This is a genomic window from Massilia aerilata (assembly GCF_042656905.1).
In the GTDB taxonomy this organism is placed as follows: domain Bacteria; phylum Pseudomonadota; class Gammaproteobacteria; order Burkholderiales; family Burkholderiaceae_D; genus Telluria; species Telluria aerilata.
On the sequence record NZ_JBHSMZ010000026.1, the window covers coordinates 500,828 to 513,137 of the forward strand.

11 protein-coding genes and 1 tRNA gene are annotated in these 12,310 nt (G+C 66.3%); 10 read left to right on the forward strand and 2 right to left on the reverse strand.

Annotated elements, in window-relative coordinates; all coding sequences use genetic code 11:
• Nucleotide 1: 1 nt before the first annotated feature.
• From ACFPO9_RS27545 to ACFPO9_RS27560, 4 genes are all read left to right on the forward strand, one after another.
• Nucleotides 2-979 carry a type II secretion system F family protein gene (locus tag ACFPO9_RS27545; RefSeq protein ID WP_379777601.1) on the forward strand — a complete coding sequence of 326 codons (978 nt, stop codon included), beginning with the start codon at nucleotides 2-4 and terminating at the stop codon, nucleotides 977-979.
• 10 nt (nucleotides 980-989) lie between these two features.
• On the forward strand, nucleotides 990-1,928 hold the full coding sequence (locus ACFPO9_RS27550; protein ID WP_379777602.1) for a type II secretion system F family protein: 939 nt from the start codon (nucleotides 990-992) through the stop codon (nucleotides 1,926-1,928).
• 21 nt (nucleotides 1,929-1,949) lie between these two features.
• Nucleotides 1,950-3,050: a LytR C-terminal domain-containing protein gene (locus tag ACFPO9_RS27555; RefSeq protein ID WP_379777604.1), complete on the forward strand. Its 1,101-nt coding sequence runs from the start codon at nucleotides 1,950-1,952 to the stop codon at nucleotides 3,048-3,050.
• Between the two features lie 93 nt (nucleotides 3,051-3,143).
• Entirely contained in the window at nucleotides 3,144-3,470 is a 327-nt protein-coding gene (locus tag ACFPO9_RS27560; RefSeq protein WP_230025138.1) for a BON domain-containing protein, read from the forward strand.
• 51 nt (nucleotides 3,471-3,521) lie between these two features.
• On the opposite strand, the gene ACFPO9_RS27565 is transcribed toward ACFPO9_RS27560, so the two are convergent.
• Nucleotides 3,522-4,298 carry a GIN domain-containing protein gene (locus ACFPO9_RS27565; RefSeq protein ID WP_379777606.1) on the reverse strand — a complete coding sequence of 259 codons (777 nt, stop codon included), beginning with the start codon at nucleotides 4,296-4,298 and terminating at the stop codon, nucleotides 3,522-3,524.
• 109 nt (nucleotides 4,299-4,407) lie between these two features.
• Nucleotides 4,408-6,015, reverse strand: coding sequence for an RNA repair transcriptional activator RtcR (gene rtcR, locus ACFPO9_RS27570; protein ID WP_379777608.1), 1,608 nt, complete (start codon nucleotides 6,013-6,015; stop codon nucleotides 4,408-4,410).
• Nucleotides 6,016-6,204: 189 nt separating this feature from the next.
• Between rtcR and ACFPO9_RS27575 the strand changes: the two genes are divergently transcribed.
• The 6 genes from ACFPO9_RS27575 (at nucleotide 6,205) to ACFPO9_RS27600 (ending at nucleotide 12,198) form a co-directional block, all read left to right on the forward strand.
• The gene (locus ACFPO9_RS27575) at nucleotides 6,205-7,758 is read left to right on the forward strand and encodes a vWA domain-containing protein (RefSeq protein ID WP_379777610.1); all 1,554 of its coding nucleotides are present in this window, start codon (nucleotides 6,205-6,207) and stop codon (nucleotides 7,756-7,758) included.
• Nucleotides 7,759-7,897: 139 nt separating this feature from the next.
• A tRNA-Cys gene (locus ACFPO9_RS27580) sits at nucleotides 7,898-7,961 on the forward strand.
• 94 nt (nucleotides 7,962-8,055) lie between these two features.
• A complete protein-coding gene (locus ACFPO9_RS27585) occupies nucleotides 8,056-9,291 on the forward strand; it encodes an RtcB family protein (protein ID WP_379777612.1) in 1,236 nt (411 codons plus the stop codon).
• 9 nt (nucleotides 9,292-9,300) lie between these two features.
• The gene (rtcA, locus tag ACFPO9_RS27590) at nucleotides 9,301-10,320 is read left to right on the forward strand and encodes an RNA 3'-terminal phosphate cyclase (RefSeq protein ID WP_379777614.1); all 1,020 of its coding nucleotides are present in this window, start codon (nucleotides 9,301-9,303) and stop codon (nucleotides 10,318-10,320) included.
• 48 nt (nucleotides 10,321-10,368) lie between these two features.
• Complete coding sequence (locus ACFPO9_RS27595; protein ID WP_379777616.1) at nucleotides 10,369-11,112, forward strand: hypothetical protein; 744 nt, start codon at nucleotides 10,369-10,371, stop codon at nucleotides 11,110-11,112.
• Between the two features lie 48 nt (nucleotides 11,113-11,160).
• Nucleotides 11,161-12,198 carry a tetratricopeptide repeat protein gene (locus tag ACFPO9_RS27600; protein ID WP_379777618.1) on the forward strand — a complete coding sequence of 346 codons (1,038 nt, stop codon included), beginning with the start codon at nucleotides 11,161-11,163 and terminating at the stop codon, nucleotides 12,196-12,198.
• Nucleotides 12,199-12,310 lie beyond the last annotated feature (112 nt).

Genomic DNA, 12,310 nt, shown 5'->3' on the forward strand with positions numbered 1-12,310 from the left:
CATGGACATTCTCTTCTATGCTTTCGTGGTGTTCCTGTTCGCTGCCATCATTCTCGGCATCGAAGGCTTCTACCTCTGGTGGGTCGGCGCGCATGGCGCAGCGGCGCAGCGCGTGGCGCGCCGTCTGCAGCTCATGTCCGGCGTCGCCGGCCGCACGGGCGAGCGCATCTCGATCCTGAAGCAGCGTCGCTTCAGCCGCAACGACCTGGCTGACCGGCTTCTGCACCGCGCCGCGTTCGCGCACCGCATCGACCAGCTGCTGGTGCAGTCCGGCGTGAAATGGTCAGTCGGGTCTTTCCTGACATGGTCGGGCGCCGCGTTGCTGGCGGGCGCCTTCCTGGTCACGCGATGGCCATCGCCGCTGGCGCTGCAGGCCGGCGTGGCGCTGCTGTTCGCGGTCGTGCCGCTGGTGCTGGTGCGGCGCGCCCGCGTGCGGCGCCTGGCGCGCATCGAAGAGCAACTGCCGGAAGCGGCCGATTTCATCGCCCGCGCCCTGCGCGCCGGCCATTCGTTCACCAACGTGTTGCAGATCGTCGGCAACGAGCTGCCCGAACCTCTCAGCGGCGAGTTCCGCATCGCGCGCGAAGAAATCAACTATGGCGTACCGATGAGCGAAGCGCTGCACAACCTGGCCGCGCGGATTCCGCTGACCGACCTGCGCTACCTGATCATCGCCATCCTGATCCAGCGCGAGACCGGCGGCAACCTGGCTGAAATCCTCGGCAATATCAGCCAGATCATCCGTGGCCGCCTGAAGCTGGCGGCCCAGGTGCGGGTGCTGTCCGCCGAAGGCAGGATGTCGGCCTGGGTACTCGGCCTGCTGCCATTCTGCGTGGCCGGCATGCTGGTGCTGATCAATCCCGATTACATCAGGCCGCTCTGGACGGATCCAAGTGGCATCAGGCTGCTCTGGTACGCGCTGGCGATGATCGTCTTCGGCGTGATATGGCTGCGCAAGATAATCCGTATCCGCATCTGAGGAGACATCGATGACGAGCGCACAACTGCTGTTCCTGCTGATCGTGTTCGCGATCGCTTGCGGCCTGATCTGGCTGGGCATGGTGCTGTTCTCTCCCGGTACACTGCGCGCGCGCCTGGCGGATTCCACTGCCCAATCGGACACCGAAGCTGCGGACCGCCGCCGCGGCTGGGTCGAACAAGTGGTGCGCGCCGTGCGCCCGTTGACCAAGCTGTCGGTGCCGGAAGAGGGGTGGGAGAAGTCGGCACTGCGCGCGCGCTTCATGAATGCCGGCTGGCGCAACCCGGCTGCGCCGGCCTTGTACTTCGCCGCGAAGACCGTGCTGGCGCTGGTCCTTCCCGCGCTGGCCGGCATCGTGATCGCCTTCGTGCCGGGCTCCCCGGGCGGCACCCGGGTGATGTTTTTCCTGCTGCTGGCGGCATCCTGCGGCTATTACCTGCCGAACGCGGTCCTGGCCCACGTCATCAAGCGCCGCAAGCGCGAGATCTTCGAGACCATCCCCGACGCGCTCGACCTGCTGACCGTCTGCGTCGAAGCGGGCCTGAGCCTCGAGCGCGCGCTGGTGAAAGTGGCGGCCGAAATCCACATCAAGAGCGTGACCCTGGCGCAGGAACTGCAACTGGTGCTGATGGAGATGCGGGCTGGCTTCACCAAGGAAAAGGCGCTGCGCAATTTCGCCCTGCGGATCGGCCTGGACGACGTCGATTCGCTGGTCGCGATGCTGATCCAGTCGGAGCGCTTCGGCACCAGCATCGGCGACGCCTTGCGCGTGTACTCGGAAAACCTGCGCAACAAGCGCCGCCTGATCGCCGAGGAAGCGGCCGCCAAGATCGGCCTGAAGCTGCTGTTCCCCCTCATCTTTTGCATCTTCCCGACCTTGCTGATGGTCCTGCTTGGACCCGCCATGATCCAGCTCACGCGCGTCTTCAGCAGTCTCCTCAGCAATTAATGATCAATCGCGGAGAGTGTCATGCGTACCCGAATCCTGATCCACACCTTGCCTCTGTTGTGCAGTGGCGCGCTGCTGGTGGCCTGCGGTAGTCCCTATCTGCGGCATGAAGCGCCGCAGGCCGCCGTCGCAGCCGCCGACGACCACTACCTGCGCGGCCGCAACCTGCACCTGGCGCGCCGCTACGAGGATGCGATCGCTGCCTACCAGCAGGCGCTGCAAGTAGATGCCAGCCACGTCAACGCGCGCAACGGCCTGGCGACCGCCTACGCCGAGCAACGCGATTTCGCCAAAGCGATCCCGATCTGGCGCGAGCTCACGCGCGGTGCCACGATGGCCTCGGGCGCCGGCACCGCCTTCCTGTTCGGGAACCTCGGCCATGCCTATTTCCTCAATGGCCAATACGATGAAGCCCTGGTCGCGCTGGAGAAAGCCTGCCTGCTCGACCCGCTCAACCATCGCACCTGGCAGCGCCTCGGCGAGACCCTGCAGCAGCTCGGCCAGGACGAGCGCGCGGGGCAGATGCTGCGCCAGGCGAGCGCCCTGCGTGAACACGATTTCCGCAGCGATTACGCCGCCGCCGATGGCGGCGCCAGGCTGCCGGCCATCGAACAGGCGGTCAAGGCGTCGCAGCGGCCGGACCAGGACTGGGCCTTCGTCGAAGTGACCACCCGGCCGAACGGCATGCTCGAACTGCGCCGCGTGGTCCCTTCGCGTGGCACGCCGCCGGCGCCGGCAACCAGGCCGCCCGCGCCGCAGCTGCCGAAAGAAAACCGGGATCCGGTCATCGTCGCCGCGCTCGAGATCAGCAACGGCAACGGGCGTCAGGGCCTGGCGCGGCTGATGTCGCGCCAGTTACGCGATGCCGACCTGAAGGTGGTGCGGCTGACCAACGAAAAGGGTTTCGCGGTGCGCCAGACCCGCGTCGAGTACCAGCCGGCCTTCCGCGGCGTGGCCGAGCGGCTGGCAGAGCGTTTCGGCGCCGGCAAGCCGGTCGAAGTCAGCAAGACCGGACGCGCCAGCCTGCGGCTGGTGATCGGCCGCGACCTGTCGGCCGGATTGATTGCCAGCCGCGCGAGCGCCGTGCCGGCAGGGCAGGCAAGCGTAGCGGGTGCGCCTTGAACAGGGGCGGTATCGTTTTCACAACAGTATCGAGCGCCGGCCCAGGCCGAAATTGGGAATAATAAAAATCTCAACCAATTCGGGAGAACTGCCATGGCTTTTACTCGTCGTTTCCAGATCGCTATTGCCCAATCTGTCATCGCTGGCGCCATGCTGGTATCGGTGGTCGCCTGCGCCCCGACTGCCACCCGCGAAGGCACCGGCGAATACATCGATGATTCGATGATTACCGGCAAGGTGAAGGCAGCCTTCGCCGCCGATCCGACAGTCAAGGCAACCCAGGTTCAGGTGGAAACGTTCAAGGGTACGGTCCAGCTGAGCGGCTTCGTCGACTCGCGCGAAAGCGCCCAGAAGGCTGTCGAACTGGCGCGCGGCGTGAAGGGCGTGAAATCCGTGAAGAACGACACGGTGATCCGCTAAGCGCCGCATCTGCAATACCGGCCGGTTCCGCCGGCCGGGATTCCTGGCTGATTACTGCCAGCTCACCTTCCCAAACCCATTCGTGGTCGCATTGCGCGTCGACGGCTTGCCGTAGACCGTGGCCGAGCCCATGCCGTTCAGGCTGACGTTGGCCGCGGTCTTCGCGAACACGCTGGCGCCGCCCAGGCCGGACATGTCGAGGTCGACCGAGTCGGCGCGCAGCTGCTGCGCATCGAGGCTGCCGACGCCGCCCAGGTGGGCGCGCAGCACCTTGGTATGGCCGCTCACGCTGATCTGGCCGGCGCCGCCCAGTTCCACCTCGATGCGGTCGGCCTGGCCGGTGGTATTCAGCGTCAGGCCGCCGACGCCGCCCAGGTGGGCATCGATGTCGCGGTACTGGCCGCTGACCTTGACGGCGCCCGCGCCATCCAGCGAGACGGTCAGCTTGTCGCCGCTGAAGCCCGATACCTCGCTCGAACCCACGCCCTCGGACACGAATTCCTGCAGGTTCGGCACCACCAGGTCGGCGCGCAGCTCGCCCGGATTATTGCGCCCGAAGTGCAGGTTGTTATTGTTCTCGGTGTCGATGGTCAGCGTGTCGCCGCGCTGGGTGGTGGTGATCTTCGCCACGTAGCGGCGGTCGCCCGACACCACCAGCGACGGCGTCGCACCCTGGCGCACGTTCAGGCGGATTACGCCGCCCAGGTGGATCTTCGAGACCCTGGCATCGACAGCGCGGTTTTCACGCACGATGTCGTCCGCCCAGGCGGCATGGGTGCCCATGGCGAAGGTGGTGGCCAGGAATGCGGTGCCGAGCAGTTTGTTCATGACTTGTCTCCAAAAGGTGTTCTGATGGATTCACTATATGCCTGCACATTCCGCCGGCTGCCCGGATTGCGACAGACTGCAGCATCGGCGGTATGAAGCGCAAAATCCCCTAACTTTGCAAGGCATCCCAGGACAGGCCGAAGCGCGCCAGGTATTTCTTCAGGCGGTCGGCGTCGTTCGGCTGGCGCTTGGCATTGCGCGAGACCGCGAACAGCCTGCGGCCCGCGTCCGATAGCGTCTTCGATTGCCGGCATACGCCCACCACCGCCGCCAGCTGCAGCGCGTCGAACTGGTCCAGCTCCGCAGCGGCGCCGGCGCCGAGCAACTGGCCCAGATCCATGTCGGCAGCGCCGCCGGCCGGCTCGCGGAAGGGCTGCCAGAGCCGCTTCAGACGGCCGTATTCCGCCTCGACGATCTCGTTGGTGATGCGGCCCGACTCGGCCAGCGTGGCCATGCGCATGACCGAGGCCGACAAGTCGCGGAAGTTGCCGGTCCAGCGCGCCGCATCCGACATCGCGAAGCGCATGTAGCGGTCGCGCGCCTCCTTGTTGAAGCGGACCATCTGGCCATGCTCGGCGCCGAACTCGCGCAGCAGGTAGTCGATGTTCGGTTCGATGTCCTCGGGGCGCTCGGCCAGGCCGGGCAGCTCGTAGGTCCACAGGTTGATGCGCGCGAACAGGTCGTCGCGGAAGCGCCCGCGCGCTACTTCGCGCGCCAGGTCGCGGTTGGTGCCGGCGATCAGCTGGAAGTCGCTGTGCACTTCATGGTCGCCGCCGACCGGCAGGAAGCGCTTCTCCTCGATCGCTTTCAGCAGCATCGCTTGCTCGTCGAGGCCCAGTTCGCCGATCTCGTCGAGGAACAGCAGGCCCTTGTTCGCCGTGCGCAGCAAGCCGGCGCGGTCGGAAGCGGCGCCCGTGAAAGCGCCCTTGATGTGGCCGAACAGGGTCGAGCCGGCGCCGTCGCCGTGCAGGGTCGCGCAGTTGATCTCGACGAAGGCGCCCTCGACCTGGCGCCGCGCCTTTTTCAGCGCGTAGAGGCGGCGCGCCAGGAAGGATTTGCCGGCGCCGGTGGGACCCATCAGCAGCATCGGCGCCTTCGACTTGATGGCGACGCGCTCGATTTCCTCGATCATCCCGTTGAAGCGGCCATTGCGCGTGGCGATGCCGGACTTCAGGAAAGCCACTCCTTCCTGCTGCTCGCGCGAGAAGCGCTGCGCGATCTGGTCGTATTTCGACAGGTCGAGGTCGATCAGCGCATAACTGCCCGGCACGCCCGGCTCGTGGCGCCGCGGCGGCGAGGTCTGGAGCAGGCGGCCAGGGAAGTAGTTCGCCTCCGTCATCAGGAACAGGCAGATCTGCACGACGTGGGTGCCGGTCGTGATGTGGACCCAGTACTCCTCCCTGTCCGGATCGAAGGGATAGGTCTTCGCAAAATCGAACAGGGCGCCATACACCTGCTCGAAGTCCCAGGGGTCGCCGATCTCGACATGGCGCGGCACCACCACGGTCTCGGGCGACACCGCGCCGATATCCTGGCTGACCTGTTCGACCAGCGCATGCATATTCCCGTTGAACAGCAACTCGATGCGGTCGACGACCACGTCTTCATGCTGGGTAAGCGCCACCGTCGGCCGCCATTTTTCCCAGCGCACGCTGCCCCTGCCGCTGTCGAGCTGGGCGCCGACGAAACCGATCACCACGATTTTCTTGTTTTTCATCGTATAAAAATTTATCTCAGAGGATAAATTTATCACATTTATGTCGATGAGGGGATTGCCTGAGTCACGCGTGAAAAAGCCGGGGTTGCCTTGTAAATCAAGTACTTGCCAATACCAGATACACAAGCCGCTTCGCCTGGCACGGCGCTTGCAAAAGAAGAGAGGCAAACGACAAGAAGGAAAAATAAAATGGCAAACGCAAGCCTGTTCCAGACCCTCAAGAGCAAGCTGCTCCCGGCAGCCGATGCGCTCGACTTCGAGGCAGCGCCGGCCTACCGTCTGGCGCCAAAGCACCGTCTGGCGCAGTACGCGGCCACCGGATGCCTGAACGACACCTGGTACGCCGGCGCCGAAAACCAGCTCGAGACCATCCTCGGGCTGGCCAGGGAAATCGACAGCCGCTTCATCGCCCAGACCGCGATCTACTGCCGTGAACGCGGCTACATGAAAGACATGCCGGCCTTGCTGGCGGCCCTGCTGGCGGCGCGCGGCGCGCCGGAACTGGTCCTGGTGTTCGGCCGGGTCATCGACAACGGCCGGATGCTGCGCAATTTCGTGCAGATCCTGCGCTCCGGCGCCACCGGCCGCAAGTCGCTGGGAACGCGTCCGAAGAAGCTGGTGCAGCAATGGCTGAACGGCGCCAGCGAACAGGCGCTGCTGGCGGCCGCGGTCGGCACGACGCCCTCGCTGGCCGATGTGGTCAAGATGGTGCATCCGAAGCCGGCGGAAGCCTGGCGCGAAGCCTTCTTTGCCTGGCTGATCGGCAAACCCTGCGCGGTGCAGGCGCTGCCGGCGAGCGTGCGCGCCTTCGAGGTCTGGAAGAAGGAACGCGGCGCCGAGCTGCCCGCGGTGCCGTTCCAGATGCTGACCGCGCTCGAGCTGCCGGCCGCTGCCTGGGCTCAGCTGGCGCTGCGCGGCGGCTGGCAGATGCTGCGCATGAACCTGAACACCTTCCAGCGCCATGGCGTGTTCGAACTGCCAGGCATGATCGGGGCCGTGGCAGCGCGTTTGCGCGACCCGCTTGAAATCGCCAGGGCGCGGGTCTTTCCCTACCAGCTGATGGCGGCCTGCCGCTCGGCGAACGCGGACCTGCCGGGCATGCTGCACGAAGCGCTGCGGGACGCGCTGGAGATCTCGCTGGCGAAGGTGCCGCGCATCGAGGGCCGGGTCGTGGTCTGTCCGGACGTGTCGGGCTCGATGTCCAGCCCCGTGTCGGGCTACCGCGGTTCGGCCACCACAAAGATGCGCTGCATCGACGTGGCGGCCCTGGTGGCGGCGGCGATGCTGCGCACGAACCCGCAGACCCGCGTGCTGCCCTTCGCGCAGGACGTGGTCGAGGTCGGGCTCGACGCAGGCGATCCGGTGATGGCCAACGCGGAACGGCTGGCGTCCGTCTGCGGCGGCGGCACCAACTGCAGCGCACCGCTGGCGCGGCTGAACCGGATGAAGGCGCGCGCCGACCTGGTGGTGTTCGTGTCGGACAACCAGTCGTGGATCGACGCGACGCGCAGCGGCGCCACCGCGACCATGCACGAATGGCGCCGCTTCAAGCAGCGCAACCCGCAGGCAAGGCTGGTGTGCATCGACATCACGCCCTACGGCACGGTGCAGGCGCAGGAGGCGGCGGATGTGCTGAACGTCGGCGGCTTTTCGGACGCGGTGTTCGACATCGCCGCCGCCTTTGCCGCGGGCCAGCTGCAATCGGATCACTGGGTGGGCGAGATCGAAGCGGTTGCCTTGTAGCGAAGGACAAAAGGTTTTCCCGAATGCAGACAGGACTACATCTGGTGATACCGGTTCGATTCCGGCCTGGCAGGCGCAGCGCGTCTGGCAGAACGTCTTGTCGACCCTTGTCGGGACTTAACAAGCAGTAAACCGTTTTGGCGAATGCCGGTGGAACTACATCGTTACAACCGAGGGTGTCGCGGGTTCGAATCCCGCCGCCAGCCGCAAGGCCGGCGTAGCTCAGCTGGTAGAGCACCGTTTCACCAATTTTGTCGCCACTTATTTATCATGCAGTAGAACGAAAAGAGAACGAACATGAAAAACGAACACTACGATGTCCTGAACGTGGAAGGCGGCCGTCCGGTCAAGATGTGGACCCGCGGCGTGCCGGTCGAGGAGGAAGCCAAGCGCCAGCTGGCCAACACGGCGCGCATGCCCTTCATCTACAAGCACATGGCGGCGATGCCCGACGTCCACCTCGGTAAGGGATCGACCATCGGCAGCGTGATCCCGACGCTGGGCGCGATCATCCCGGCCGCGGTCGGGGTCGACATCGGCTGCGGCATGATGGCGGCCAAGACCACCCTGGCTGCGTCGGACCTGCCGGACAACCTGGGGCCGCTGCGCAGCGCGATCGAGCGCTCGGTGCCGCACGGGATGTCGCCCAAGACGCGCGGCTTCAAGGGACGCGACAAGGGTTCGTGGGATTCGCCGCCGCAAGCCGTCGACACGGCCTGGATGGCGCTGAAGGACGAATTCGACGTCATCTGCCAGAAGACGCCGCGGCTGCGCAACACCAATAACTACAAGCACCTGGGAACGCTGGGGACGGGTAACCACTTCATCGAGATCTGCCTCGACGAGCAGGGCTTCGTCTGGTTCATGCTGCACTCGGGCTCGCGCGGCGTCGGCAATGCGATCGGCACCCACTTCATCGAGCAGGCCAAGCAGGACATGCGGACCCACTTCATCAACCTGCCGGACCAGGACCTGGCCTATCTGCCGGAAGGGACGCAGCACTATGACGACTACATCGAAGCGGTCGGCTGGGCCCAGAAGTTCGCCCGCATGAACCGCGAGGTGATGATGCGGAACCTGATCGCGGCGGTGCGCACGGTGATCACGAAACCCTTCGAGACCCACGTGGAAGCGGTGAACTGCCACCACAACTACGTGCAGAAGGAGCAGCACTTCGGCAAGGAAGTGCTGGTGACGCGCAAGGGCGCGGTGTCGGCGCGCGAAGGGGAGCTCGGCATCATCCCGGGTTCGATGGGCGCGAAGAGCTTTATCGTGCGCGGCAAGGGCAATCCGGAGAGCTTCAACAGCTGCAGCCACGGCGCCGGCCGCACCATGAGCCGCACCGAAGCCAAGCGCCGCTATTCGATCGACGACCATGTCAGGGCGACCGAAGGCGTCGAGTGCCGCAAGGACGAGGGCGTGATCGACGAGATCCCGATGGCGTACAAGGACATCGACGCGGTGATGCAGGCGCAGAGCGACCTGGTCGAAGTGGTGCATACGCTGAAGCAGGTCGTGTGCGTGAAGGGATAGGAGAAGAAGATGATCGAACTGGATGGATCGTCCGGCGAAGGCGGCGGCCAGATCCTGCGCACGGCGCTGACGCTGGCGATGATCACCGGGCGGCCTTTCCGGATCCGGCAGATCCGCGCCCGGCGCGCCAAGCCCGGCCTGATGCGCCAGCACCTGGTGGCGGTGCAGGCGGCCGCGCGCATCTGCGGCGCCGAGGCCGCGGGCGCCGTACTTGGCAGCCAGGAGCTGGAATTCAATCCGGGCAAGGTGCAGGGCGGCGACTACCACTTCGCGATCGGCACCGCCGGCAGCTGCACGCTGGTGCTGCAGACCGTGCTGCCGGCGCTGCTGACGGCCGACCGCCCGTCGACCCTGCGGCTGTCGGGCGGCACCCACAATCCGATGGCGCCGCCGGTCCAGTTCCTGCAGCGCGCCTTCCTGCCGCGCCTGGCCGAGATGGGCGCACACATCGAGCTGCACCTGGATCGTTTCGGTTTTTATCCGGCGGGCGGCGGCGAAGTGCTGGCCAGGGTCAGCCCCTGCGCAGCGCTGCGTCCGCGCAGCTGGATGGCGCGCGGCGAGCGCAAGGCGGCGTATGCCGAATGCTTCATCGCCGGCATCCCGGGACGGGTCGCGCAGCGCGAGCTGGAGTGCGTCGGCAAATCCATGAACTGGGGCGAGGACCAGCTGCTGAACCGCACCCTGCCGGCCGACCAGGGACCAGGCAACGCGCTGATGCTGACCCTGGAATACGAGCACGCGGCCGAGGTGTTCACGGCCTTCGGCGAGAAATCGGTGTCGGCGGAGACGGTGGCGCGCCATGCCGTCCAGCGCGCCCGCCAGTACCTGTGCACGCAGGCGGCGGTGGCTGAATACCTGGGCGACCAGCTGATGCTGCCGCTGGCGCTGGCGGGCGGCGGCGGCTTCACGGTGGACGAGGTGTCGATGCATGCGCGCACCAATGCCGAGGTCATCGAGCTGTTTCTGCCGGTGCGCTTCGCGTTCGGCAAACACGAGGGCGCCGACGCCATCAGCGTGCATCCACGCTGATCTTGCCAAGCCCTCCACCATCGCCTAGCTTGGTGAGAGGAGGGCATCATGAGACATCATCGCATCCTGCCGGCCCTGGCGAGCGCCGGCCTCGTTTCGCTGCTGGGTTTTATACCGTCGCAGGCCGGACCGGGCCAGCAGCGCCCCGCCTTCGACCCGCTGTTCGCTGGAGGCGCCAGCTGCACGCCGGCCCGGCCCGGACGCCCCGTGCTGCTGGCCAGCCTGCTGCAGGCCCGGCAAGCGCCGCTTCAGCAAAGCTACCCGACCGAAACGCGGCCCTTCCGGCCGGGCCAAGCTTTGCCGGCCGCCGGCGACAACGCGCCGCCGCCGCTGTACAAGGACCTCGGCAAGCTGCACATGCCGGTCACCACCAGCAGCCCGCAAGCCCAGGCCTATTTCGACCAGGGCCTGCGCCTGACTTTCGCCTTCAACCACGCCGAGGCCCAGCGCGCCTTCCGCGCCGCCGCCCGCATCGACCCCGACTGCGCGATGTGCCACTGGGGCGAAGCGCTGGCGCTCGGCCCCAACATCAACGCACCGATGTTCCCGGATGCGGCCGCCCCGGCCCACGCCGCGGCGCAGAAGGCCCTGCAGCTCTCGAGCCGCGCCAGACCGCGGGAGCAGGCGCTGATCCGCGCCGTCGCCCAGCGCTACGCCGACACGGCGGTGGAAGACCGCGCCCACCTCGACAAGGCCTATGCCGACGCCATGGCGGAAGCCGCGCGCGCCTATCCGGCCGACGATACCATCCAGGTGCTGTACGCCGAATCGCTGATGGACCTGGCGCCCTGAGATTACTGGGAGGCCGGCGGCACCCAGCCGAAGGGCCGCACGCCCGAGATGATCGCGGCGCTGGAGACTGTCCTCAAGCGCAATCCGAACCATCCCGGCGCCGAGCACTACTACATCCACGCGGTGGAAGCCTCGTCGACGCCGGAACGGGCCTTGCCGTATGCGCGCCTGCTGGCCCGTCAGATTCCCGGCGCCGGCCACATCGTGCACATGCCGTCCCACATCTATTACCGGCTCGGCATGTACAGGGAATCGCTGGCGGCGAACATCGCCGCGGTCGCTACCGACGAGCGCTACTTCGGCCGCTCGGGCAGCGACCCGGTTTATAAAGGCGCCTACTACCCGCACAACATCCACTTCGTGATGGTGTCTGCGCTGATGGGCGGCGACGGCAAGACCGCGCTTGAAGCCGCTCGCAAGCTGGACCAGGCATTGCCTCGTGAACTGGTGGCGAAATACCCGAGCATCCAGCCGGTGAAGGCGGCGCCGTATTTTTCGCAGGTCCAGTTCAGCGAGCCGGACACCCTGATCGCGCTGCCGGACCCGGGACCGGACCTGGTACTGGTGCAGGCCATGTGGCGTTACGCGCGCGCGGTCGGGTACGCGCGCAAGGGCATGGTCAAGGACAGCCGGCGCGAGATCGATGCACTGGCGGCGATCGAGCGCAACACGGACTTCAAACCCTTCGCCGCCTGGAACGTGCCGGCCCGGGACATCGTCAGGACCGCGAGATATGTCGCCACCGGCCGCCTGGCCGATGCGCAAGGAGATCACCCGGTGGCGCTGGCGGCCTACCGCGAGGCGGTTGCGGCACAGGACAGGCTGCCCTACATGGAGCCGCCTTACTGGTACTACCCGGCGCGGCAGTCGCTGGGCGTCGCCTTGTTGAAAGCCGGGAAGCTGGAGGATGCCGAGGATGTGTTCCGTGCGGCCCTGGCGCACACGCCCAGCAATGGCTGGGCGCTGCGGGGGCTGATGGAGGTGTATCGGCAGAAGGGGGATGCGGTGTCGCTGCGGCTGGTGCAGCAGCGGTTCAATACAACCTGGCTGGGCAAGGAGGGGATGCCGGCGCTGGCTGCTTTATAGGTGGCCCAGAAAGCAAAAAGCCCAACCGGTAAAGGCTGGGCTGGATGCATGTGTTTGGTGCCGGCTGCAGGACTCGAACCCGCCACCTGATGATTACAAATCACCACAAATC

Excerpts from the sequence above, each read along its gene's own strand:
- ACFPO9_RS27560 (WP_230025138.1), top strand. The coding sequence starts at position 3,144 with ATGGCTTTTACTCGTCGTTTCCAGATCGCTATTGCCCAATCTGTCATC.
- ACFPO9_RS27550 (WP_379777602.1), top strand. The coding sequence starts at position 990 with ATGACGAGCGCACAACTGCTGTTCCTGCTGATCGTGTTCGCGATCGCT.
- ACFPO9_RS27600 (WP_379777618.1), top strand. The coding sequence starts at position 11,161 with ATGATCGCGGCGCTGGAGACTGTCCTCAAGCGCAATCCGAACCATCCC.
- ACFPO9_RS27545 (WP_379777601.1), top strand. The coding sequence starts at position 2 with ATGGACATTCTCTTCTATGCTTTCGTGGTGTTCCTGTTCGCTGCCATC.
- ACFPO9_RS27585 (WP_379777612.1), top strand. The coding sequence starts at position 8,056 with ATGAAAAACGAACACTACGATGTCCTGAACGTGGAAGGCGGCCGTCCG.
- ACFPO9_RS27575 (WP_379777610.1), top strand. The coding sequence starts at position 6,205 with ATGGCAAACGCAAGCCTGTTCCAGACCCTCAAGAGCAAGCTGCTCCCG.
- ACFPO9_RS27555 (WP_379777604.1), top strand. The coding sequence starts at position 1,950 with ATGCGTACCCGAATCCTGATCCACACCTTGCCTCTGTTGTGCAGTGGC.
- rtcA (WP_379777614.1), top strand. The coding sequence starts at position 9,301 with ATGATCGAACTGGATGGATCGTCCGGCGAAGGCGGCGGCCAGATCCTG.
- ACFPO9_RS27565 (WP_379777606.1), bottom strand. The coding sequence starts at position 4,298 with ATGAACAAACTGCTCGGCACCGCATTCCTGGCCACCACCTTCGCCATG.
- rtcR (WP_379777608.1), bottom strand. The coding sequence starts at position 6,015 with ATGAAAAACAAGAAAATCGTGGTGATCGGTTTCGTCGGCGCCCAGCTC.
- ACFPO9_RS27595 (WP_379777616.1), top strand. The coding sequence starts at position 10,369 with ATGAGACATCATCGCATCCTGCCGGCCCTGGCGAGCGCCGGCCTCGTT.